This window comes from Bacillus sp. SRB_8 (assembly GCF_003264205.1).
GTDB classification, from domain to species: Bacteria; Bacillota; Bacilli; order Bacillales; family Bacillaceae_G; genus Bacillus_A; species Bacillus_A mycoides.
The window spans coordinates 1-24,770 of record NZ_NADT01000035.1 but is presented as its reverse complement, the minus strand read 5'-3'; the positions used below and the strand labels follow the sequence as shown (position 1 = coordinate 24,770).

The window sequence follows — 24,770 nt, the reverse complement described above, 5'->3', positions numbered from 1 at the left end:
GGGGCCTACCTCCCTTTTAGTCTACAGGTTATCCCAATTATTCCTTAGTTGTCTCAACTTCAACATTCAATTTATCTGCTGATTGATGATCATCGTCATCTTCCGTATCACGCATTTCAATTTCTGTATCGTTGATAGACATCATTTTAACGTCCATACCTAAACTTTGCAGTTCTTTAATCAATACTTTGAATGATTCAGGAACGCCTGGTTCTGGAACATTTTCACCTTTAACAATTGCTTCATACGTCTTAACACGTCCAATAACATCATCAGACTTCACTGTTAAGATTTCTTGAAGAGTATAAGCAGCACCATAAGCTTCAAGTGCCCAAACCTCCATCTCACCGAAACGCTGTCCACCGAACTGAGCTTTACCTCCAAGAGGTTGCTGCGTTACAAGTGAGTATGGTCCAGTAGAACGAGCATGAAGTTTATCGTCAACCATGTGCGCAAGTTTGATCATATACATGACACCAACAGATACACGGTTATCGAATGGCTCACCAGTACGTCCGTCATACAGGATTGTTTTCGCGTCATTTGCCATACCAGCTTCTTCAATTGTGCCCCATACATCTTCCTCACGAGCACCATCGAATACCGGTGTTGCAATGTGAATACCAAGGTATCTTGCTGCCATACCAAGATGAAGCTCTAATACCTGACCGATATTCATACGAGATGGTACCCCTAATGGGTTTAACATGATATCGATTGGCGTACCATCTGGTAAGTAAGGCATATCTTCTTCCGGTAAAATACGGGAGATAACACCTTTGTTACCATGACGACCGGCCATTTTGTCACCTTCAGAAATTTTACGCTTTTGAACGATATATGCACGTACAAGTTGATTCACGCCTGGTGGCAATTCATCGCCATCTTCACGGTTAAACACTTTTACGTCTAAGATAATACCGCCACCACCGTGTGGTACACGTAGTGATGTATCACGTACTTCACGTGCTTTTTCACCGAAGATTGCATGTAATAGACGTTCTTCTGCCGTTAATTCTGTTACACCTTTTGGCGTTACTTTACCAACAAGTAGATCTCCATCTTTTACTTCAGCACCGACGCGAATAATACCGCGCTCGTCAAGATTACGAAGTGCATCTTCTCCAACATTCGGGATATCACGTGTAATTTCTTCTGGTCCAAGCTTCGTATCACGAGCTTCTGATTCATATTCTTCAATATGGATAGAAGTGTACACATCATCTTTTACAAGGCGCTCACTCATGATGATCGCATCCTCATAGTTATAACCGTCCCATGTCATAAAGCCAACAAGCACGTTACGTCCAAGCGCCAGTTCACCTAGTTCCATAGAAGGACCATCCGCAAGGATTTCACCTTTTACAACTTGGTCTCCAACACTTACGATTGGACGTTGGTTGTAGCAAGTTCCTTGGTTAGAACGAATGAATTTTTGCATTTTGTAGCGATCTAAGTCGCCTTTTACTGTTTGACCGTCAACGTCTACATAGCGACGTACCCAAACTTCACGTGCTTCTACGCGCTCAACAACACCAGGCTGTTTACAGATTACTGCAGCACCTGAGTCTTTTGCTGATACGTACTCCATACCTGTACCTACAATCGGAGATTCCGGATTTATTAACGGAACCGCCTGACGTTGCATGTTCGCTCCCATAAGTGCGCGGTTAGAGTCATCGTTTTCTAAGAACGGAATACAAGCTGTCGCTGCCGACACTACTTGTTTTGGAGATACATCCATGTAGTCGATGCGTTCTTTATTTGTGACAATGTTTTCACCACGGAAACGAGCTACGATATCTTCATCAAGGAATTCCCCTACTTCAGATAATTTCATATTCGCTTGGGCTACAACATAGTTATCTTCTTCATCTGCTGTTAAATAATCAACCTGCCCTGTTACAAGACCAGTTTCTGGGTCAACACGACGGTATGGCGTTTCAATGAAACCAAACTCATTTACTTTCGCAAACGAAGATAATGAGTTAATCAAACCGATGTTTGGTCCCTCTGGCGTTTCAATTGGACACATACGACCATAGTGAGAGTAGTGAACGTCACGTACTTCAAAGCCTGCGCGCTCACGCGTTAAACCACCGGGTCCTAATGCAGATAGTCTTCGTTTGTGAGTTAACTCTGCTAATGGGTTTGTTTGATCCATGAACTGAGATAACTGAGAACTTCCGAAGAACTCTTTAATAGATGCAATAACCGGGCGAATGTTAATTAACGCTTGTGGTGTAATTGCATTTGTATCTTGAATCGACATTCTCTCACGAACAACACGTTCCATACGAGAAAGACCGATACGGAATTGGTTTTGTAGTAACTCTCCTACAGAACGCAGACGACGATTTCCTAAGTGGTCAATATCATCTGTATCCCCTACTTTATATAACAAGTTAAAGAAGTAGCTAATAGAAGCAAGAATATCACCTGGTGTGATGTGTTTTATATCACGAGTAATATTTGCATTCCCAATTACGTTTATAGATCGTTCGCCTTCTGATTCTGGAGCATAAATCTTAATAGATTGCAGCTCAACATCGCCTGCTACCACTCCACCCATTGGTTTCGCTGTTTTGAATCCAATGTTTTTCTCTAAGTAAGGTAGAATGCGATCCAGTGTACGACGATCTAAGACTGTTCCTTCTGCCGCTAAAATTTCACCAGTTTCTGGATCCACCAGTGTTTCAGCTAAACGTTGGTTAAACAATCTGTTTTTAATGTGTAGCTTTTTGTTGATCTTATAGCGACCTACATTTGCTAAATCGTAGCGCTTCGGATCAAAGAAACGAGACACAAGTAAGCTCTTTGCATTTTCTACTGTTGGTGGTTCACCAGGGCGTAGACGCTCATAAATTTCAAGCAATGCTTTCTCTGTGCTATCTGTGTTGTCTTTTTCTAACGTATTGCTTAAGTATTCGTTATCACCTAAAAGCTCGGTGATTTCTTGATCAGAGCCAAACCCTAATGCGCGTAACAAAACAGTTACAGGAAGTTTACGCGTACGGTCAATACGCACATATACAACATCCTTAGCATCTGTTTCATACTCTAACCAAGCTCCGCGGTTTGGAATTACAGTAGCAGTAAAACCACGTTTTCCGTTTTTATCCACTTTGCCACTATAGTATACGCTTGGAGAGCGAACTAACTGGGAAACGATAACACGTTCTGCACCGTTAATTACGAATGTTCCAGTCTCTGTCATGAGTGGGAAATCTCCCATGAACACATCTTGTTCTTTTACTTCACCAGTTTCCTTGTTGATTAGACGCACTTTTACACGAAGTGGTGCTGCATACGTCACATCACGCTCTTTGCATTCTTCTACAGAGTATTTAGGTTCACCCAAGCTGTAGTCGATAAATTCAAGCGATAGATTTCCCGTAAAGTCTTCGATCGGAGAAATGTCTTGGAACATTTCTCGCAAACCCTCATCAAGAAACCACTGATAAGAAGAGGTTTGAATTTCGATAAGATTTGGTAACTCTAATACTTCACTAATACGGGCATAACTTCTTCGTTGGCGGTGGCGTCCGTATTGAACTAGTTGACCTGTCAACTGCTTCACCCCTCAAATCATGAGTATTATAAATGCACAAAAAAATTTGTGCAAAATCACAAATAAATACAACTACTGCTATTAGCGTAGTTTTTTTCTCTTAAAGATAGATACGTTGAGTCTTTCTACCTGCTCAAAAAAGAAAAATGGCTTCTATAAGAAAACCATCATTCTGTTTCATAATCTGCTGATTTTACTATCTTTTCCAAGAGAAGCAAAAATATACATCTTTCTCAACGCAGAAAATCATATATTGGCATTGTATAATGTTAACATAGCCAAAAATAACCGTCAACGCTTTTTTGATTTTATGATATAATATCCTTTTTTCTTTTCTACAACTTCAACTTCAGAAAATACTTCTTCTAGTTTTTTCATCGCAGATGGCGCACCTTGTTTCTTTTGAATAACAATCCACAATTCTCCACCTGAAACTAAATACTCCACAGCCTTTTCTAAAATCTCATGCACGATATCTTTACCAGCACGAATTGGAGGATTAGATAGAATAACAGCATACTTGCCATCTACATTTTCATAGACACTACTTTGCAAAATACGTATATTTTCAATTCTGTTATTAGCGGCATTTTCTTTTGCAAGTCCCAAGGCCCTTTCATTCACATCCACCATGTGAATTTCACGATTTTGAAACTCTTTCGCTAACGACAAACCGATTGGACCGTACCCACATCCTACGTCTAACACATTACCTTTAACATCTGGCATTTGAAACGCTTCAATTAAAAGACGAGAACCAAAGTCCACTTCGTTTTTCGAGAACACCCCATGGTCAGATAAAAAAGTAAATCGAGATTCACGAAGTGTAACTTCCCATCGTTTACGATCACTTTTACTAGAAGGGTCGTTAGAAAAATAATGGTCTGCCATATGGCCACCTCTTTTCTTTACAGTTAAAAAAAAAGCTCGCATAAGAGCGAGCTTTTTTTAAAGCACCAAAAGTTAATTACTTAACTTCTACAGCAGCGCCAACTTCTTCAAGTTTAGCTTTCATTTCTTCAGCTTCCTCTTTAGTAACGCCTTCTTTGATTGCTTTTGGAGTGTTGTCAACTAATTCTTTAGCTTCTTTTAAGCCAAGACCAGTGATTTCACGTACAGCTTTGATAACTTTGATTTTTTGAGCGCCAGCACTTGCAAGTACTACGTCAAATTCAGTTTGCTCAGCAGCAGCTTCACCAGCGCCACCAGCTACAGCTACAGGAGCAGCAGCAGTTACGCCGAATTCTTCCTCGATAGCTTTTACTAAGTCGTTAAGTTCTAATACAGTCATAGATTTAACTGCTTCAATGATTTGTTCTTTAGTCATTGTAAATATCCTCCCTTAAATAGGTTTGTATTGTTTTATAGATAACAAGTAATTATCTTTTAAAAAATTAAGCGCCTTGCTCTTCCTTTTGATCTGCAACTGCTTTAGTAGCAAGTGCAAGGTTACGGATCGGAGCTTGAAGAACGCTAAGAAGCATAGAAAGTAAGCCTTCACGTGACGGAAGAGTAGCGATAGCTTTAACCTCATCAAGTGTTACAAGTTTACCTTCGATTACGCCCGCTTTAATTTCTAAAGCTTCATGATTTTTAGCGAAGTCGTTTAATACTTTCGCAGGAGCAACTACATCCTCGTTACTGAACGCGATTGCGTTTGGTCCTGTTAAGAATTCGTTTAACTCAGCCATTTCAGCAGACTCTGCAGCACGACGAGTTAAAGAGTTTTTGTAAACTTTGAACTCAACGCCAGCTTCACGTAAGTTTTTACGTAATTCTGTTGCTTCAGAAACTGTTAAACCACGGTAGTCAACAACAATTGTAGATTTACTCGCGCGAAGTTTTTCAGCGATTTCAGTTACAACTTGTTGTTTAGTTTCGATTACTTTGCTCATGTTATTACACCTCCTGTAGATTATATAGAAGATGTACCGAAAGTGCACTAAAAACCTCCATGCCCAACTTGTAGACATGGAGGCATATAGTCACAGAAAAAAGATTCCGCTTCGTATATTAACACCTAGGTAGGAAATTAAGTCGAATCGACTCCTACTGTCTACGGTACACTATTAAAATTCACAACATAAATGATTATATTAAAACTTCTTTATGAAGTCAACTTCCAATTTTTACGCAAGTGTAGAAACGTCTACGCGTACGCCAGGTCCCATTGTAGAAGCAACAGTTGCGTTCTTCATGTAAGTACCTTTTGCAGCAGCTGGCTTAGCTTTTTGTAGCGTGTCAGCAATTGTTTTGAAGTTTTCTACTAATTTAGCATCTTCGAAAGATACTTTACCGATTGGAACGTGGATGTTACCAGCTTTATCAACGCGGTATTCAACTTTACCAGCTTTGATTTCGTTAACAGCTTTAGTTACATCGAAAGTAACTGTTCCAGTTTTAGGGTTTGGCATTAAACCTTTAGGTCCTAATACACGACCAAGTTTACCAACTTCACCCATCATGTCAGGAGTTGCTACTACTACATCGAAATCAAACCAACCTTTTTGGATTTTACCGATGTAATCAGCATCGCCTACGAATTCAGCGCCAGCAGCTTCAGCTTCTTTTGCTTTTTCGCCTTTAGCGAATACTAATACACGTTGTACTTTACCAGTACCGTGTGGAAGAACAACTGCACCACGAATTTGTTGGTCAGCTTTCTTAGGGTCAACACCTAAACGGAATGCAGCTTCTACAGTTGCATCAAATTTAGCTGTGTTTGTTTTCTTTACTAATTCTACTGCTTCTGTTGCAGAGTAAGCAGATGCACGATCAACAAGCTTCGCAGCTTCAACGTACTTTTTACCTCTTTTAGCCATGTTTGTTTCCTCCTTGAATGTGGTTTTAGCGGAATAACCTCCCACGTTTACGCCTTCATTCCGGGAACCCCCGAGGATGTGCGCCCATCCATTTATTTAAAAATGATGATCATTTACGATAATAAAGGTTGCGAATTGGAATTCCAGACCCGCAACCTTTTTTACAAAAAACAAATCGAATTAGTCTTCGATAACGATGCCCATACTGCGCGCAGTACCTTCAACCATACGCATTGCAGCTTCTACGCTAGCAGCGTTTAGGTCAGGCATTTTAGTTTCAGCGATTTCGCGTACTTTATCACGCTTAACAGTTGCCACTTTATTACGGTTTGGTTCACCAGAACCAGACTCAATACCAGCTACTTTCTTAAGAAGAACAGCAGCAGGAGGAGTTTTAGTAATGAAAGTGAATGAACGGTCCTCAAATACCGTAATTTCAACAGGGATGATAAGACCAGCTTGATCAGCTGTACGAGCGTTAAACTCTTTACAGAAGCCCATGATGTTAACACCTGCTTGTCCTAATGCTGGACCAACCGGCGGAGCTGGATTAGCTTTACCTGCAGGAATCTGAAGTTTTACCATTTTAATTACCTTTTTAGCCACGAGACACACCTCCTTAAGTCCGTGATGTGGTCAATTGGGCAGTGATTTGCCCTCCCACTTCATATTTTATCATAATGATAAAATCTTTTTCAAAAAACGTCTCCGTTACCGAAGACGTACTGACTTAAAAGATATTATCACTTTTTACAATTCATTTCAAGTTTCATTTTATAATTTTTCAATTTGATGGAAATCAAGTTCAACCGGAGTCTCGCGACCGAACATGTCTACAAGCACGCTAACTTTTTTCTTTTCCACATCAATTTCTTCAATCGCACCTGTATAATCCGCGAATGGCCCCTCGTTTACACGCACTGTTTCATGAAGTTCAAATTCGAAATCAACCACTTCATTGTCCATTCCCATATGCTTCATGATGGTAACAACTTCCTCTTCTAATAGAGGCGATGGTTTAGATCCTGAACCAGAAGAACCGACAAAGCCTGTTACACCTGGCGTATTACGAACAACATACCAAGAATCATCAGTCATGATTAGTTCTACTAATACGTAACCTGGGAACACTTTTCTTTTCGTTATTTTTTCTTTACCATTTTTCATTTCTACTTCTACTTCTTCCGGGACAACAACACGGAAAATTTTATCTTGCATACCCATTGATTCTACACGTTTCTCTAGGTTTGCTTTTACTTTATTTTCATATCCAGAATAAGTATGGACAACATACCAACTTTTTTCCATTCATTTAGGACGAGCGTCCTTCCCTCCCTGACGTACATTTTTTTGCGCAAATGAAAAAACCCGTTCACCGGGCTTTTACACAGTTCTTATAAATAACATTATATCATGGATAAGTGCTTCTTATTCAAGAATTAACCAAGAATTAACCGAATTAAAGAAGAAATGCCCATATCAACCACTGCGAAGAAAATCGCAAAGAACACAACTGTCGCGATAACAGTCGTTGTTGATCGGAGTAATTCATCTTTTTTAGGCCAACTTACTTTTTTCATTTCGCGACCTACATCGCCGAAAAAGTTCGTTAAACGCATCTACGGGACCTCCAGTTTATTATTTCAATTATTTATTTTGTTTCTTTGTGAACTGTATGCTTATTGCATGTTTTACAAAACTTCTTTATCTCAAGTCGCTCTACTGAGCTCGTATCTTTCATCGTAGAGTAGTTTCGATTTTTACACTCTTCACATGAGAGTACAACTTTTTTCCTCATTAGTTACACCAACCTTGTAACATTGTCCCTAAAAATGTATCATACAACAAAAGACAATGTCAATGTCATGACTTTCACTCTCTTAACAAAAAGAAAACAGGTGAATTATTTTACACCTGCGGCACTTGCTATGAATTTAAAGTTGTGCTCTCTCTCATCTCCATATATCTTTCTAATTTCCTTTTTACACGCTGCAATGCGTTATCAATAGATTTCACGTGCCTGTTTAACTGTTCTGAAATTTCTTGATAGGAACGACCATCTAAGTATAAAGAGAGCACTTTTCTTTCTAAATCGCTTAATAATTCAGATATTTTAGATTCTATGTCTGTATATTCTTCCTGACTTATAATCATCTCTTCTGGATCAGTTACTTTCGATTCCGAAATAACATCTAATAATGTTCGATCAGATTCCTCATCGTAAATTGGCTTATCTAAAGACACATACGAATTTAACGGAATATGTTTTTGCCTTGTTGCTGTTTTAATAGCGGTAATAATTTGTCGAGTGATACACAGTTCAGCAAATGCTTTGAACGAAGACAGCTTGTCCCCTTTATAATCACGAATAGCTTTAAACAATCCAATCATGCCTTCTTGAACAATATCTTCTCGATCGGCACCCACTAAGAAATAAGATCTTGATTTCGCGCGAACAAAGTTCTTATATTTGTGAATTAAATATTCTAGAGCGTCAGTATTACCTTTTCGAACTAACTCAACGATTGCCTCATCCTCTAAATCACGAAATGTAACGTCGCCTACACTTACGAAGCCTGCTTCCACCCTGATCCCTCCGACCGCTATATATTTAGCAATATTATACAGTAAAAAGATAAAGAGCGTCAATGCTTCAACGCTCTCCTCTTCTTAATTTTTCTAATTTTTCTGTAATATCTTCACTAAATATCTTTCGCATGGCGGGTTGCTTTTCTTTCGTGTCTTTTGTACACCTTCTTACTTGTTGTTCCATCGCTTGCACTTCTAACTCTAATTCACGCGCAGATTTTCGAAGTGCACCTTGCGCAAATATAATCCATTGCTCCGTATAATCCGAAGTTGCAACGTATATTTGTGTATTTATATTTCTAAGCTCAATCGCAAGTTGTTCTATCTTTTCATCTGCAGTTTGATTTTTTCTCGTGAATATTACTTCCACCCGTGATTGTTTCATCTTTTTTTCAATACCATAGACTGTATAGGCATCAAAGACAATCATTACCTTTGTGCCTGTATAGCCTTGATAATCCGCCATCTTATCAATAAGTGCGTCTCTTGATGACTGTAAATCTACATCCCGCAGTTTCTTCAAGTCTCCCCAAGCCCCGATAATGTTGTAACCGTCAACGATTAAAATATCGTTCATTTTTTATTTACCAATTTCGTGACGTTTACGATATACCTCATACATTAACAAACTTGCGGCTACTGAAGCATTTAAGGATGTAACTTTACCGACCATCGGTAAAGTAATTAGGAAATCACACTTTTCACCAATAATACGACTCATACCTTTTCCTTCACTACCAATTACTAGTCCGATTGGCATATTACCATCTAAATTACGGTAATCTGTTTTCCCTTTGGCATCTGTACCAGCAATCCAAAGTCCACGTTCTTTTAATTCATCAATTGTACGCGATAAATTTGTTACACGTGCAACAGGAATATATTCAATTGCCCCAGTCGACGCTTTCGCAACTGACGCTGTAAGCCCCACCGCTCTTCTTTTTGGAATAATAACCCCATGAGCCCCTGTTGCATCCGCAGTACGCATAATTGAGCCTAAGTTATGTGGGTCTTCAATTTCATCTAAAATTAAGAAGAACGGATCTTCATTGCGTTTTTCTGCTAATTTAAACAAATCCTCTAACTCAGCATATTGATATGCAGCTACTTGAGCAATTACACCTTGATGATTACCCTCAACCAATTGATCTAATTTCTTCTTTGGTGCGTGTTGCAAAATAACCTTATTCTCTTTTGCTAATGCTAGTACAATTTGCACTTGTCCTTTGGCAGCACCTTCCGCTACCAAAATTTTATTAATATCTCGCCCCGCTCTTAAAGCTTCAATTACAGGGTTACGTCCGATAATATATTCACTACTCATGATGATGTGCTCCCTTCCTTTTCTTCCAAAACGTCAATCGCCTTATATACAATCTCGTCCAATCTTTCACGATTATTCAACAAGTGATGATAACCGATCAGCGCTTCAAAGGCTGTACTGTGTCGATATGTTTGTACATCTGTATTTTTTGGAACAGTACCCGAATTCGCATTACGCCCTCTTCTTAATACCGCCTCTTCCTCTTCTGTCAAAAATGCCGTTTCTAATAAATGATAAACAACTTTCGCCTGTGCTTTTGCCGAAACAAAGCCCGTCCCTAAGCGATGTAATTGATTAGGGCGAACTGTCCCCTTTTGAAGGAGGTGATAGCGGATATATTGCTCATATACCGCATCACCCATATATGCTAAAGCTAAGCTGTTTAATTGCTTTGCATCAATCATTCTTATCCTCTTTTCCATCTTGTACCTTGAGCGGTATCTTCTAAAATAATATTACGTCCTTTTAAATCATCGCGAATTTGATCAGATAGTGCGAAGTCACGATTTTGACGAGCTTCAATACGCTTTTGGATTAGTGCTTCAATTTCTTCATCAAGCAACTCTTCTTGTGCTAATTCTAATCCTAAAATACTAAATAATGTTTCAAGTTGTTTTACATACGCTTCAATTACAACTTTAGAAGTATGTTCTTCTAACAAATATTGATTTGCGTGATTTGCTACGTTATATAATTCAGTAATCGCATTAGCCGTATTGAAATCATCATCCATCGCTTCTTCGAATACAACCTGGAACTTTTCCATTTCAGCTAACCATTTTTCATTATGGTCCGTTAAATCCGTACTACTTTCCATACGATGCTTTAAGTTACCGTAAGCTGTTTTAATTCTTTCTAGTCCATTATTAGTACTTTGCAATAAATCCTCGCTAAAGTTAATTGGGTGACGGTAATGTACCGATAGCATAAAGAACCTGATTAACTGTGGATCATATTGTTTAATGATATCGTGAACTAAAATGAAGTTTCCAAGCGACTTAGACATCTTCTCGTTATTAATATTAATATATCCGTTATGCATCCAATAACGTGCAAATGTTTTTCCAGTCAACGCCTCAGACTGCGCAATTTCATTTTCATGATGAGGAAATGCTAAATCTTGACCACCAGCATGAATATCAATTGTATCCCCTAAATATTTACGCGCCATTGCTGAGCATTCAATATGCCACCCTGGGCGTCCTTTCCCCCAAGGGCTTTCCCAGAAGATTTCTCCTTCTTTCGCAGCTTTCCATAAAGCAAAATCAAGAGGGTCTTGTTTCTTTTCTCCTACTTCAATACGTGCACCGTGACGTAAGTCTGCAATCGGTTGATGTGATAATTTACCGTAACCTTCGAATTCTTTCGTTTTAAAGTACACATCACCTTCTGATTCATATGCATACCCTTTATTCACAAGTTCTTGAATAAATTCAATAATGATATCCATATTTTCCGTTACACGTGGATGAACCGTTGCATGTTTGCAACCTAGTGCCGTTACATCTTCAAAGTAAGCTTCAACAAAACGATCTGCAATTGTTGGCACATCTTCACCTAATTCGTTTGCCGCCTTAATTAATTTATCATCCACGTCAGTAAAGTTAGATACATACTGCACATCATATCCTTTATATTCTAAGTAACGGCGTACTGTATCAAACACCATAGGTGGTCTTGCATTCCCAATGTGAATGTAGTTATACACTGTAGGTCCGCACACATACATCTTTACCTTATTTTCTTCTAATGGCATAAACTCTTCTTTTTGACGCGTTAACGTATTATAAATGTGAATAGTCATTTTTATCCTTCCTTCCTACCTTTACTTCAAGTTGCTTTCTCAATTTATCAAGTTCTACTTCCATAACCTTTAATTTATCAAAAATCGGATCCGGAAGATCAGAATGATTTAATTCTTGACCAATCTTTACTCCATTTTGAATAACGACTCGGCCAGGTATACCTACAACTGTAGAATGCGCAGGAACTTCCTTTAACACGACAGATCCTGCTCCAATTTTAGAATTCTCTCCAATAGTAATAGAACCTAGTACTTTAGCACCTGTTGCAATTAATACATTATCCTGAATTGTAGGGTGCCTCTTTCCTTTTTCTTTACCTGTACCACCTAATGTGACACCTTGATAAATTGTTACGTTTTCGCCAATTTCACACGTTTCTCCAATTACAACCCCCATTCCATGATCAATGAAAAAACGACGACCAATAGTTGCTCCTGGATGAATCTCAATGCCAGTAAAAAAACGACTAACTTGCGAAATCCAACGTGCCATAAAGAAAAAATTCCTTTTATAAAAAGCATGTGCAATTCGATGGGCCCAAACTGCATGTAATCCAGAGTAAGTTAAAATGACTTCGAAATAACTTCTTGCCGCTGGATCCTGTTCAAAAACGACTTCAATATCTTCCCGAAGCCTCTTAAACATCGATGTTCCCTCCCCTTTATGGGCTGCTTTTTTCGAGTGAACTAACTCCCCACTTCCCCCTAAATCTTTATACAAGGGGATAAAACTTATACTCACACCATTTACATGGTATAAAAAAAAGACGCCTCTGTCATATAGACAGAGACGCCTTATAAGCGCGGTTCCACTCTGTTTAGGCTAAAGAAGCCTCAAACTCATCCATGATAACGGTTTACACCGCTTCTGTTTACTTTGCGCCCTAAGACGTTCCGCGAAATACTTCGCTGTTCAACAGAAGACTCGAAGGGGCATTTCAAAAATCCGCTTATAAACCACTTCCAGCCTAAGGGTGGTTCTCTCTGTAAAAAGCCTGATTTTCTACTTCTCCTTCTCGTCGCTTTTCCTTATTAGATTTTAGGTATACTTATTATATTGCTAAACCTAGAAAATGTTAACCAATTACTTTTTGAATACGATTTAAAACTTTTTCTTTTCCAAGAAGAGCAATAGCGTTAGGAAGCTCTGGACCATGTGTTTGTCCAGTAGTAGCAACACGGATTGGCATAAATAGGTTTTTACCTTTATGCCCTGTTTCTTTTTGAACTGCTTTAATAGCCGCCTTAACTGCCGCTGGCTCCATTACTTCTAAAGCTTCTAATTGATCGGCAAATGCACGAAGTACTTCAGGTACTTGTTCACCTTTCAATACTTCTTGTCCCTCTTCTTCATGATCAACATGATCTTTAAAGAACATTTCAGAAAGCTCTACAATTTCAGCTCCAAAGCTCATTTGGTCATGATATAAAGCAATTACATCACGAACCCACGCTTGTTCTTGTTCGCTTAAGTTTTCACCTACGCGACCCGCTTTCACTAAATGCGGTAAGCTTAGTTCAACAACCGTATCTAAATCTTGTTTTTTCATATATTGGTTGTTCATCCATTTTAGTTTTTGGGAATCAAATAATGCAGGTGATTTTGATAAACGAGCTGCATCAAACATTTTGATAAACTCATCTTGAGAGAAGACTTCTTCTTCACCTACTGGTGACCAACCTAGTAATGCAATAAAGTTAAAGATTGCTTCTGGAAGATATCCAAGCTCTTTATATTGCTCAATAAATTGAATAATAGATTCGTCACGCTTACTTAGCTTTTTACGGCTTTCGTTTACAATTAAAGTCATATGACCGAACTTCGGGATATCCCAACCGAAAGCTTCATAAATCATCATTTGTTTTGGCGTGTTTGAAATATGATCATCACCACGAAGTACGTGTGTAATCTCCATTAAGTGATCATCTACCGCTACCGCAAAGTTATAAGTTGGAATTCCATCTTTTTTCACGATAACGAAATCACCAAAATCATTTGAATGGAATGCAACTTCATCTTTTACGAGATCTTTAAACGTGTAGTCGCTATCAGCCGGCACACGGAAGCGAATACTTGGAATACGGCCTTCAGCCTCAAATCCTTTAATTTGCTCCTCAGTTAAATCACGGTGGTTTCCTGCATAACGCGGTGTTTCACCACGAGCGATTTGACCTTCACGCTCTGCTTCTAGCTCTTCTTCTGTCATATAACATTTGTAAGCTAAATCACGCTCTAATAAATCTTTATATAATTTTTTATAAATATCTAAACGCTCTGTTTGACGATATGGTCCAAATTCACCACCAACATCAACACCTTCATCCCAGTCCATACCGAGCCATTTCAAGTATTTTAATTGGCTTTCTTCTCCACCAGCAACATTACGTTTCACATCAGTATCTTCAATACGAATAATAAACTTACCATCTTGATGACGAGCAAATAAATAATTAAATAATGCCGTACGCGCATTTCCGATATGTAAGTGTCCTGTTGGACTTGGCGCATAGCGCACTCTCACTTGCTTTTCCATAGTTGGTACACCTTCCAATCTTAATGTCAACACATTCTATAATTGTACACCAAAAAAACGTGATTATCCATCTTACGAATTAAAAACCACTATTTTTTCTGTAATAAAACAACCGCTTGAGAAGCAATCCCTTCTTCTCTACCTGTAAATCCTAATTTTTCTGTTGTTGTTGCCTTTACATTAATATTATCAATAGACGTTTCTAATAGTTCACTAATGCGTTTACGCATGCTTTCAATATGCGGTGCCATTTTTGGCTTTTGGGCAATAATTGTACAATCTAGGTTCCCTAGCTCATAACCTTGTTCACGCACAAATTCCCAAACCTTTTTTAACAATACGGCTGAATCCGCATCTTTAAAGGCAGGATCTGTATCGGGAAAATGTTTTCCAATATCTCCTGCTGCAATTGCTCCTAGACATGCGTCAGCAATCGTATGTAACAATACATCTGCATCCGAGTGACCGATTAATCCTTTTTCATGAGGAATTGTAATTCCACCGATAATTAACGGTCTACCTTCCGCAAATTCATGTACATCAAAACCTTGTCCAATTCGAAACATTCTTTACATCCTCCTCAATCTAAACTACTTTATGAATTCTATATTATATTGCTATCTCTATAAAGAAAAGCCCGGCAACTGCCGAGCTTTTCTTTACTATAATACCATCACTTCTATTTCTTCTGAACATGAAGGAAACTTTCAGCAATTAGTAAATCCTCTGGAGTCGTCACTTTAATATTATAGTAACTCCCCTCTACTACGCCTACTTTCTTCCCTACACGTTCTACGAGACTTGCGTCATCTGTACCAAGAAAACAACTTTGCTTTGCACTTCTATGAGCTTCTAATAAAAGAAGAACAGAAAATCCTTGCGGTGTTTGAACCGCTTTAAGCTGAGAACGTTCTACCGTTTCAACAACAACACCCTGTTCTACTTTCTTAATGGTATCCTTCACTGGCACCGCACAAATGGAAGCACCATATTTCTCTGCTGCAGTTAATACATCTTGCATCATCTTATTCGTTACGAACGGGCGCGCACCATCGTGTACGAGAACATATTCAACACCACTCACATACTGAAGCGCATTATACACACTATCTTGTCTTTCGGCCCCGCCTTGAATAAATTGCACCTGCTTTTCAACCGGGTACTTCTGCATTAACTCCTCAAAATAAGGGCGTTCCTCTTCGTTAATTGCCATGATAATACGTTTACATGCTTTATCTTTTTCAAAAGCACGTAATGTATGCACAATGATAGGTACTCCATTTATAAGTAAGAACAACTTGTTTTTGCCAGCACCCATCCGTTTCCCTTGACCCGCTGCTGGAATAATTAACGTATACATATTAATAATCCTCTACTTATAATGCTTTTTCTAATAATTTACGTTTTGCGAAAATCATACGACCAGCCGATGTTTGCAACACACTTGTAACTAGTACATTAAGTTGCGAACCGACATATTCTCTACCGTCTTCTACTACAATCATCGTGCCATCATCTAAATATGCCACACCTTGATTTTGTTCTTTACCATCTTTCACAACATAAACACTTAATTCTTCGCCAGGGAGTACGACTGGTTTAATTGCATTTGCTAAATCGTTAATGTTTAATACTGTTACTCCTTGTAATTCAGAAACTTTGTTTAAGTTGAAATCATTTGTTACAACAGTTCCACCAGTGATTTTAGCTAACTTTACAAGCTTGCTATCCACCTCTTGGATATCCTCAAAATCGCCTTCATAAATTTCCACCGGAATTGGTAGCTCTTTTTGAATACGATTTAAAATGTCTAATCCTCTGCGACCACGATTACGCTTTAAAGCATCAGAAGAATCGGCAATATGCTGAAGCTCTTCTAATACGAATTGTGGAATCACAATTGTTCCTTCTAAAAACTTCGTTTGGCAAATATCCGCAATACGTCCATCAATAATTACACTTGTATCGAGAATTTTCCAATGAGTTGTAGATTTTTCTACCTCTACCTCTTCGTTCTCGCTATTGTTTTTCTTCTTACCTCCACGCTGGGGTAATGTAAATAATCCTAGCAATTCATTTCTCTTTTTAAATCCTACTTGGAATCCTAAATAACCAAGTAAAAGAGTAAAGAACACTTGTAATACTGTACTAATGACTGGAATCGTGAATTCACGAATTGGTATCAAAATTAAATATGCAACAATAAGACCAGAGATCAACCCTAATGTACCAAATAAAACATCCGCTACCGGTGCCTTTACAAGGGCTTCTTCGATATGTTTAATAAGTTGAACAATATAATCCACAAGCCAAAATGTTGTTAAAAATAAAATAATTGCACCAATAATTGCACGAACATACGATCCCTCAAGCAAAGGAACAGCACCAACGTCCAATACATTAATAACTTTTGGGATTAGAAAAATCCCTAACGCTCCCCCGATCACTAAAAAGAAGAGCTGTACGATCCTTTTTAACATCCAACCACCTCCTACTCATTATTAACCATTGTTTTGCTAATCAAAACGCCGAATGCAAAAGCGGACGTGTTTTTTTGTAAATAGTTTTATTTACCAATATACCATATCATATAACAAAAATGTTCTAGTGTCGTTATATTATGGAATCAATGTAATATTCTTAATTGTGTCTACTCATATAGAGATGCTCTTGAATTCTTTTTAGGCCCTCTCGTATTTTCTTCGCCCTAACTTCCCCAATTCCTTCCACATCATCCAATTCATTAATAGTTGCACGACAAACACCTTGCAATGTTTTAAATCGATTAATTAAATTTTCAATGATAAGTGGTGGAACACGAGAAATTTTGCTTGCGATTCGGTATCCCCTCGGTGTCACGCTTTCTTCTAAGCTCATTTGCCCTGGATAGCCGAGCAATTTAACTAAATCGCTATCCTCTAAAAGCTGTGTATTTGCAAGATCTTGTAACTTTTTCAAAATTTGATGGTGATCCTGCGTTTTTTCTTGATAATAATCCTTAATTAATAACGCTGCCTCTGCTTCTAAGTCGGCTAGTAATTCTGTAAGTTGTAAACGAATTAACCTTCCTTCCGTTCCTAACTCATGAATGTAGCTCACTATTTCATTTTTAATACGCAGTACCATTTCAACACTATGTAAAACGTGGACTACCTCGGACATTGTAACGACCTCTTCAAATTCTAGAATGCCCAAATTCGTAATCCCATCATTCCATACAGCTTTATATTTTTCTAACGTTTGAATAGCTTGGTTTGCCTTTGTTAAAATTACCCCTATATCTTTTAGTGTATAACGTAAGTTCCCTTGATATAGTGTAATTACGTTACGTCTTTGTGAAATAGCCACAACAAGGCTAGCCGTCTGCTTTGCTACACGCTCTGCCGTTCGGTGACGCATACCTGTTTCAATAGAATCAATGGATGGATCTGGAACTAATTGTGCATTTGCAATTAAAATTTTGCTCCCAGTTTCATTTAAAATAAGTGCCCCATCCATTTTTGCTAATTCATATAAACTAGCCGGTGAGAATGCACAATTAATGTGAAATCCTCCATCAACAATACTTTTAATCTGCTCATTATACCCAAGAACAATTAGCCCTCCAGTTTGCGCACGAAGTACGTTATCTATCCCTTCGCGTAGTGGTGTTCCTGGGGCAACAAGCTGTAGAATATTAATCATACTTTTGACACGTTGCTTGTTTTCCTCCATAGCCTAGCCTCCTAATGTCAAACGAAGCGCTTCTCCTAAATTAGAAACACCTACTACCTCAATCCCATCTGGAATTGTCCATCCTCCCAAATTTTTTCTAGGAATAATAGCACGTTGAAATCCTAATTTCGCTGCTTCTTGTACACGTTGTTCAATTCTTGATACTCTTCTTATTTCTCCAGTTAGGCCTACTTCTCCTATTACCGCATCGGCTGGTGCAGTAGCTTTATCTCTGAAACTTGAAGCAATACTTAAGGCGACAGCTAAATCGATTGCTGGTTCATCTAATTTCAAGCCACCCGCAACTTTTAAATATGCGTCTTGATTTTGCAACAATAAACCTGTTCTTTTTTCTAGCACTGCCATAATAAGTGAAACGCGGTTATGATCAATTCCCGTCGCCATTCTTCGAGGATTTCCAAAACTAGTAGGGGAGATTAATGCTTGTATTTCTACTAAAACCGGTCTTGTTCCTTCCATTGAAGCAACCACTGTGGATCCTGCAACTCCAACTGGACGTTCCTCAAGGAAAATTTCAGAAGGATTTAGTACTTCTGCAAGACCTAGTTCCTTCATTTCAAAGATACCCATTTCATTTGTGGAACCAAAACGGTTCTTCACAGCTCGCAAAATACGATATGTATGGTGACGATCTCCTTCAAAATAAAGAACTGCATCAACCATATGTTCTAGCATACGTGGTCCTGCAATTGCCCCTTCTTTTGTCACATGTCCGACGATAAAAATAGGAATCCCTTTCGTCTTTGCAAGTTTCATTAATTCCGCTGTACATTCACGTACTTGCGTTACACTCCCTGGGGCTGACGTCACTTCAGGTAAATGTATCGTCTGAATGGAGTCAATAACAACAAAAGCTGGATTCATCTCTTCAATGTGCGCTGCAATTCTCTGTAAATCAGTCTCTGCTACAACAAATAGATTACTACCCTTTACATGCAAACGATCTGCACGCAGTTTGATCTGCTTTGCTGACTCCTCACCTGATATGTATAGTACATCATATGAAGAATCTGCTAATTGCGATGAAATTTGTAATAACAATGTTGATTTCCCAATCCCAGGGTCTCCACCAATAAGTACTAAAGATCCATCTACAATCCCGCCACCAAGTACACGGTTAAACTCTTGAAATTTCGTTTCAATACGCGCCTCAGACTTTGTTTCTACCTCTGTTAAGCGTCTTGGTTTTGTTACTTCTGATTGAATTGCATTGGCATAATTAAGGCGTCTTGATGATACAACTGGTTCCATCTCTTCAACAAGCGTATTCCATTGACCACATCCAGGACATTTCCCCATATATTTTGGCGACTGATAACCACATTCTTGACATGTAAATTTTGTTTTCTTTTTAGCCATATCTTTTATAGTTCACTTCACTTTCATCTACAAACGTTTATCCTTCTCGTACAAGAAAGAGGGCTATCGCGTAGCCCTCTTTGTTTGTCTATACTTATTTTACCTTTTCCGCACTATGAATGACAAATGATTCTCCTTCTATATCAAAGATAACTTTTTGTCCTTTCTCAATAGCACCTTTTAACAGTTCTTCTGATAGTCTATCTTCTACATGTTTTTGAATTGCTCTACGAAGCGGACGAGCACCGTACTCTCGATCAAATCCTTTATCAGCAATTGCTGAAATTGCTCCTTCTGTTAAGTGCAATTCAATCTCTTGTTCTTTTAAGCGTTTCACTAACTGATTCACCATAAGAGTTACAATTTCTTGAATATGTTTTTTCTCAAGCATATGGAACACGATAATTTCATCAATACGGTTTAAGAATTCTGGACGAAATGCTTTTTTCAATTCATCCATTACTTTACCTTTCATATCTGAATAATCGCGGCTCTCATCTTGTACGTTAAATCCAAGATGTTTATTACGTTTTAATGCGTCTGCACCAACATTAGACGTCATAATAACAATTGTATTACGGAAATCAACTGTACGTCCTTTAGAATCTGTTAAACGGCCATCTTCTAATACTTGTAGTAAAATATTAAACACATCAGGATGAGCTTTCTCTACTTCATCTAATAAGACAACTGAATATGGCTTACGACGAACTTTCTCTGTTAATTGTCCACCTTCTTCATATCCAACATATCCTGGAGGAGATCCAACTAAACGAGAAGTAGAATGCTTTTCCATGTACTCAGACATATCGATGCGGATCATTGCATCCTCATCACCGAACATAGATTCTGCTAATGCCCTTGCTAGTTCTGTTTTACCTACACCAGTAGGTCCTAGGAAAATAAATGAGCCAATTGGACGTTTCGGATCTTTTAATCCCGCTCTCGCACGACGAACAGCTTTTGCCACAGCTACAACTGCTTCATCCTGCCCAATTAAACGATCATGTAAAATTGATTCCAAGTTTAATAATTTATCTGTCTCTGTTTGTGCAAGTTTAGAAACTGGAATACGTGTCCATGTGGAAACGACATTTGCAATATCTTCTACTGTTACTTCTGAGTTTTCTTGTCCTTGTTTCTCTTTCCACTGACGCTTTGTATCTTCTAACTTTTCACGTAAACGTTGTTCCATATCACGTAAGGAAGCAGCTTTTTCAAATTCTTGGCTTTGTACAGCTGCATCTTTTTCTTTTCTAATTTCCTCAAGCTTCACTTCAAGCTCTTTTAAGTTTGGCGGTGTTGTATAAGAACGTAAGCGCACTTTTGATGCAGCCTCATCAATTAAATCGATTGCTTTATCAGGTAAAAAACGGTCTGTAATGTAACGATCTGAAAGTTTTACAGCCGCATCGATTGCATCATCTGTAATAGATACGCGGTGATGCGCCTCATAACGATCACGTAAACCTTTTAAAATTTGAACTGATTCTTCTAAGTTTGGTTCATCAACATGAATTGGTTGGAAACGTCTTTCTAATGCCGCATCCTTTTCAATATATTTACGATATTCGTCTAAAGTTGTTGCACCAATACATTGTAATTCACCACGTGCTAAAGATGGTTTTAAAATATTCGATGCATCAATTGCACCTTCCGCCCCTCCTGCACCAATTAACGTATGAAGCTCATCAATAAATAGAATGATGTTACCAGCTTGGCGAATCTCATCCATCACTTTCTTTAAACGATCCTCAAATTCACCACGATATTTTGTTCCAGCAACAACTGTACCCATATCTAATGTCATAACACGCTTATCTCTTAAAGTTTCAGGAACTTCATTATTTACAATTTGCTGTGCTAATCCTTCCGCAATTGCTGTCTTACCTACACCAGGTTCTCCAATTAATACTGGATTGTTTTTTGTTCTACGGCTTAACACTTCAATTACACGTTGAATTTCTTTACTACGTCCAATAACAGGATCTAAACGATTTTCACGTGCAACAACTGTTAAATCACGTGCTAGACTGTCAAGTGTAGGTGTATTCGCATTTGTTGATGAACCACCCTGGTGACCTGAACTAGCTTCATTACTTCCAAGGAGTTGTAACACTTGTTGTCTTGCTTTATTTAGGCTTACACCTAAATTATTTAAAACGCGTGCTGCTACACCTTCACCTTCACGGATTAAACCAAGTAAAATATGTTCTGTTCCAACGTAGGAATGGCCTAGCTTACGAGCTTCGTCCATAGACAACTCAATAACTTTTTTAGCACGAGGTGTGTAATGTACTGTTTGAGAAGCTTCTGTTCCACGTCCAATTAATGCTTCTACCTCTTTTTGAACTTTCTCTGGACTTAATCCAAGAGCAATTAACGCTTTTGCTGCAATTCCTTCACCTTCGCGTACAAGCCCAAGTAAAATATGTTCTGTTCCAATATTATTATGCCCAATGCGAATTGCTTCCTCTTGAGATAAAGCTAATACTTTCTGTGCTCGTTCTGTAAATCTTCCAAACATCATAGAAATCGCCTCCTACTTGCGCTTAATTTTGTTCAATTCGTAATCGCTCACGGATTAAGGTTGCTCTTCGATAATCTCTTTCTTCTGGTCCTAAAGGTCCTCCTGCATATTGTTGCAAAATGCCTGGCTGAGTAAGAACCATTAACTCAGTTAAAATATTTCTCGATATACCTTGTATATATCCTAAGTCAATACCAAGCCGTACATCTGATAAGCAAGTGGCTGCTTCTGCAGATTGAATTAAACGACTGTTAGCTAGTATTCCGTAAGAACGATATACTTTATCTTCAAGCTCAATGCTTGAATTTTGTACAATTAATTCTCTAGCCGTTTTTTCTTGATGGATGATTTGTTGAATGACACTCTTTAAATCTGCAATAATATCTTCTTCTGATTTCCCTAGTGTCATTTGATTTGACACTTGAAATATATTACCTAACGCTTCGCTACCTTCACCGTATATTCCTCTTACTACTAACCCTAATTTTTGAATTACTTGTATAATACGGTTAATTCTTTTCGTTAAAACCAGTCCCGGCAAATGAATCATTACCGAAGCCCTTAATCCTGTACCGACGTTAGTGGGGCAACTCGTAATATATCCAAGCGATTCATCAAAAGCATATTCAACCTGCTCCTCGATCCAATTATCTATTTGATTGGCACTTTGAAGCGCCTCTGATAACTGTAAACCTGAAAATAGGCACTGAATCCTAACATGATCCTCTTCATTAAGCATGATACTTATATGTTCACTTTCTGATAGTAGGCATGCTCCGTATTCTGTTCCTGCAAGATTTGGACTAATTAAATGCTTCTCAACTAAAACTCTCCTTTGAAGAGGATTTAATTCATTCATTTTTAATAGTTCAAACTCCCCAAAAGGTTCTACAGGTTTTTTTATAAACTTCTTCTTAAATAACTCATGAATCTGCTTAGCTTCTTCCTCGTTTTGCATAGTAGAGAATTGATATTTTTTAAAATTACGAGCCAAACGAATTCGACTACTTAAAACAATATCAGAATCAGGGCCATCTCCCTTCATCCATGGACTAATCGCTTCATTCATGATTCTGTCCAGTGACATAGAACTATTCCCCCTCTCTATGCTCACTAAGCTGATTTACAAGACCTCGAATTTTATCTCGTACTTCAGCCGCTTTCTCAAATTCCTCTTTCTGTACATATTGTTTCAGATTGAGTTTTAGTTCATCTAATTCTTTCTTTAAGTAGATATTTCCTTCTATACGTTCAGGAATTTTTCCACAATGATCCGTATGCCCACCGTGAAGACGTTTTAACAACGGTTTTAAATGCCCCTTAAATGTATCGTAACAAGAAGCACATCCAAAGCGTCCCACTTTTGTAAATTGTTCATATGTCATCTTACAATTCGGACATCTTGATATATTTGTATTTGAAAATGCATCTTGCCCTTCTTCAAACATTGCCGGTTCACTATGCAATAATCCGGCTAATAGGTCATGGAATGAAAAATTAGACTGCGGTGATTGAAAGAAAGACGTATAGCCACTTTGTTCTGCACATTGCTCGCAAAGATGAACTTCCGCCTTTTTTCCGTTGATTACTTTTGTATAATGTAAAGTTGCTGGTCTTATATTACAGTTTTGACAAGTCATCGCTATCCCCCACCTTTACAACAGGAACGATCTATCTCATGATACTTTTCATACATTACTAGATTGTTCTCTTTCCTTAATCCATTTAGTAAAAGCACATGTCATCTTTCAAAATCCCTACAATATTAAACTGCATTATCTTAGCTATCATTCTTAACAAAAGTTATATTTATTTATATTTCAGTGTTCTTAACATTGCGCATAATATTCGAGCCCTAAGTTCATCTCGAGAAGGAACATCCATTAATAATACAGAACGATCTAGTACGCTTAACATAAGTTTAGCTTCACGATTTGTTATAATTCCTTCTTCTATTAAACGTATAATCATACTTTCAGCATTTCCTTGTGCAACGCTATGATCAATCATATGAAGCATTTGATCAATAATGTCTATATCATCATGCAGTTTGACTTTTATAATGCGAATGTAACCTCCTCCACCTCGTTTACTTTCTACTACAAATCCTCTTTCTAACGTAAAACGGGTATTGATTACATAGTTGATTTGAGACGGCACACAATCGAATCGATCAGCGACCTCATTCCTCTTGATTTCAATCGCATTATTATTGCTTAAGTCAATAACTTGCTTTAGATATTTCTCAATGATATCAGATATATTTCTCATTTATCCGCCACCTTTATTGACTTTGACTATCTTTGACTTTAATTATATACGTATTAAAAAAATTTGCAACTCTTTTGCTTATTCACTATCCTAGCCACATTTCCCTGTCTTTAATCAAAAGGACGATTCTTTAAGTAAAGATTTTTTAAATTACTATGAATTGTAAAAAGAAACACGAAAAAACACAAGTCAAAAGACTTGTGTTTTTATTTTGCTTGGCGACGTCCTACT

General features: G+C 38.1%; 25 protein-coding genes and 2 other annotated features. All 25 genes read right to left on the bottom strand.

The genetic code is table 11. From position 1 onward, the window contains the following. Positions 1–37 precede the first annotated feature (37 nt). Positions 38–3,571 (bottom strand): DNA-directed RNA polymerase subunit beta, encoded by a 3,534-nt coding sequence (gene rpoB, locus B5P40_RS25320; RefSeq protein ID WP_002113316.1) that lies wholly within the window; start codon positions 3,569–3,571, stop codon positions 38–40. A 291-nt stretch (positions 3,572–3,862) separates the two neighbouring features. After that, positions 3,863–4,462, bottom strand: coding sequence for a class I SAM-dependent methyltransferase (locus B5P40_RS25315; protein ID WP_002124684.1), 600 nt, complete (start codon positions 4,460–4,462; stop codon positions 3,863–3,865). A gap of 76 nt (positions 4,463–4,538) precedes the next feature. Then, on the bottom strand, positions 4,539–4,898 hold the full coding sequence (rplL, locus tag B5P40_RS25310) for a 50S ribosomal protein L7/L12 (RefSeq protein ID WP_002009788.1): 360 nt from the start codon (positions 4,896–4,898) through the stop codon (positions 4,539–4,541). A 67-nt stretch (positions 4,899–4,965) separates the two neighbouring features. Beyond that, entirely contained in the window at positions 4,966–5,466 is a 501-nt protein-coding gene (gene rplJ, locus B5P40_RS25305) for a 50S ribosomal protein L10 (RefSeq protein ID WP_002009790.1), read from the bottom strand. Between the two features lie 39 nt (positions 5,467–5,505). Continuing rightward, positions 5,506–5,651 (bottom strand) — a sequence feature (ribosomal protein L10 leader region). A gap of 49 nt (positions 5,652–5,700) precedes the next feature. After that, entirely contained in the window at positions 5,701–6,393 is a 693-nt protein-coding gene (gene rplA, locus B5P40_RS25300; RefSeq protein ID WP_002009792.1) for a 50S ribosomal protein L1, read from the bottom strand. A 180-nt stretch (positions 6,394–6,573) separates the two neighbouring features. Then, complete coding sequence (rplK, locus tag B5P40_RS25295; protein WP_001085872.1) at positions 6,574–6,999, bottom strand: 50S ribosomal protein L11; 426 nt, start codon at positions 6,997–6,999, stop codon at positions 6,574–6,576. Positions 7,000–7,167: 168 nt separating this feature from the next. After that, a complete protein-coding gene (gene nusG, locus B5P40_RS25290; RefSeq protein ID WP_002009795.1) occupies positions 7,168–7,701 on the bottom strand; it encodes a transcription termination/antitermination protein NusG in 534 nt (177 codons plus the stop codon). 131 nt (positions 7,702–7,832) lie between these two features. Further along, positions 7,833–8,012, bottom strand: coding sequence for a preprotein translocase subunit SecE (gene secE, locus B5P40_RS25285; protein WP_002009797.1), 180 nt, complete (start codon positions 8,010–8,012; stop codon positions 7,833–7,835). Positions 8,013–8,044: 32 nt separating this feature from the next. Next, entirely contained in the window at positions 8,045–8,191 is a 147-nt protein-coding gene (gene rpmG / locus B5P40_RS25280) for a 50S ribosomal protein L33 (protein ID WP_012260172.1), read from the bottom strand. A 128-nt stretch (positions 8,192–8,319) separates the two neighbouring features. Further along, positions 8,320–8,979: an RNA polymerase factor sigma-70 gene (locus B5P40_RS25275; protein ID WP_002009799.1), complete on the bottom strand. Its 660-nt coding sequence runs from the start codon at positions 8,977–8,979 to the stop codon at positions 8,320–8,322. Positions 8,980–9,046: 67 nt separating this feature from the next. After that, on the bottom strand, positions 9,047–9,559 hold the full coding sequence (locus B5P40_RS25270) for an NYN domain-containing protein (protein WP_002009801.1): 513 nt from the start codon (positions 9,557–9,559) through the stop codon (positions 9,047–9,049). Positions 9,560–9,562: 3 nt separating this feature from the next. Further along, on the bottom strand, positions 9,563–10,306 hold the full coding sequence (rlmB, locus tag B5P40_RS25265; protein ID WP_002091503.1) for a 23S rRNA (guanosine(2251)-2'-O)-methyltransferase RlmB: 744 nt from the start codon (positions 10,304–10,306) through the stop codon (positions 9,563–9,565). After that, positions 10,303–10,710: a Mini-ribonuclease 3 gene (locus tag B5P40_RS25260; protein WP_002009804.1), complete on the bottom strand. Its 408-nt coding sequence runs from the start codon at positions 10,708–10,710 to the stop codon at positions 10,303–10,305. The genes rlmB and B5P40_RS25260 overlap by 4 nt, the downstream gene beginning before the upstream one ends. A 2-nt stretch (positions 10,711–10,712) precedes the next feature. Continuing rightward, positions 10,713–12,110: a cysteine--tRNA ligase gene (gene cysS / locus B5P40_RS25255; RefSeq protein WP_113710117.1), complete on the bottom strand. Its 1,398-nt coding sequence runs from the start codon at positions 12,108–12,110 to the stop codon at positions 10,713–10,715. After that, positions 12,091–12,756: a serine O-acetyltransferase gene (gene cysE, locus B5P40_RS25250; protein ID WP_002091498.1), complete on the bottom strand. Its 666-nt coding sequence runs from the start codon at positions 12,754–12,756 to the stop codon at positions 12,091–12,093. Before cysE ends, cysS begins: the two co-directional genes overlap by 20 nt. Before the next feature lie 137 nt (positions 12,757–12,893). Further along, positions 12,894–13,139: a binding site (T-box leader), on the bottom strand. Between the two features lie 47 nt (positions 13,140–13,186). Beyond that, positions 13,187–14,644 (bottom strand): glutamate--tRNA ligase, encoded by a 1,458-nt coding sequence (gene gltX, locus B5P40_RS25245; protein ID WP_002191704.1) that lies wholly within the window; start codon positions 14,642–14,644, stop codon positions 13,187–13,189. 89 nt (positions 14,645–14,733) lie between these two features. Next, the gene (gene ispF / locus B5P40_RS25240; RefSeq protein ID WP_113710116.1) at positions 14,734–15,210 is read right to left on the bottom strand and encodes a 2-C-methyl-D-erythritol 2,4-cyclodiphosphate synthase; all 477 of its coding nucleotides are present in this window, start codon (positions 15,208–15,210) and stop codon (positions 14,734–14,736) included. Positions 15,211–15,323: 113 nt separating this feature from the next. Continuing rightward, a complete protein-coding gene (gene ispD / locus B5P40_RS25235; RefSeq protein ID WP_002167153.1) occupies positions 15,324–16,004 on the bottom strand; it encodes a 2-C-methyl-D-erythritol 4-phosphate cytidylyltransferase in 681 nt (226 codons plus the stop codon). 16 nt (positions 16,005–16,020) lie between these two features. Then, positions 16,021–17,124, bottom strand: a complete 1,104-nt coding sequence (locus B5P40_RS25230) for a PIN/TRAM domain-containing protein (protein WP_002063406.1) — start codon at positions 17,122–17,124, stop codon at positions 16,021–16,023. 160 nt (positions 17,125–17,284) lie between these two features. Further along, a complete protein-coding gene (disA, locus tag B5P40_RS25225) occupies positions 17,285–18,358 on the bottom strand; it encodes a DNA integrity scanning diadenylate cyclase DisA (RefSeq protein ID WP_000392162.1) in 1,074 nt (357 codons plus the stop codon). 3 nt (positions 18,359–18,361) lie between these two features. Continuing rightward, on the bottom strand, positions 18,362–19,738 hold the full coding sequence (radA, locus tag B5P40_RS25220; protein ID WP_002009817.1) for a DNA repair protein RadA: 1,377 nt from the start codon (positions 19,736–19,738) through the stop codon (positions 18,362–18,364). A 94-nt stretch (positions 19,739–19,832) separates the two neighbouring features. Then, the gene (clpC, locus tag B5P40_RS25215; RefSeq protein ID WP_002009819.1) at positions 19,833–22,268 is read right to left on the bottom strand and encodes an ATP-dependent protease ATP-binding subunit ClpC; all 2,436 of its coding nucleotides are present in this window, start codon (positions 22,266–22,268) and stop codon (positions 19,833–19,835) included. 22 nt (positions 22,269–22,290) lie between these two features. Then, complete coding sequence (gene mcsB / locus B5P40_RS25210; RefSeq protein ID WP_002169332.1) at positions 22,291–23,355, bottom strand: protein-arginine kinase McsB; 1,065 nt, start codon at positions 23,353–23,355, stop codon at positions 22,291–22,293. 4 nt (positions 23,356–23,359) lie between these two features. Beyond that, positions 23,360–23,908 (bottom strand): protein-arginine kinase activator protein McsA, encoded by a 549-nt coding sequence (gene mcsA, locus B5P40_RS25205; RefSeq protein ID WP_002009823.1) that lies wholly within the window; start codon positions 23,906–23,908, stop codon positions 23,360–23,362. Between the two features lie 169 nt (positions 23,909–24,077). After that, positions 24,078–24,539, bottom strand: a complete 462-nt coding sequence (ctsR, locus tag B5P40_RS25200; RefSeq protein ID WP_002029353.1) for a transcriptional regulator CtsR — start codon at positions 24,537–24,539, stop codon at positions 24,078–24,080. Positions 24,540–24,770: the final 231 nt, after the last annotated feature.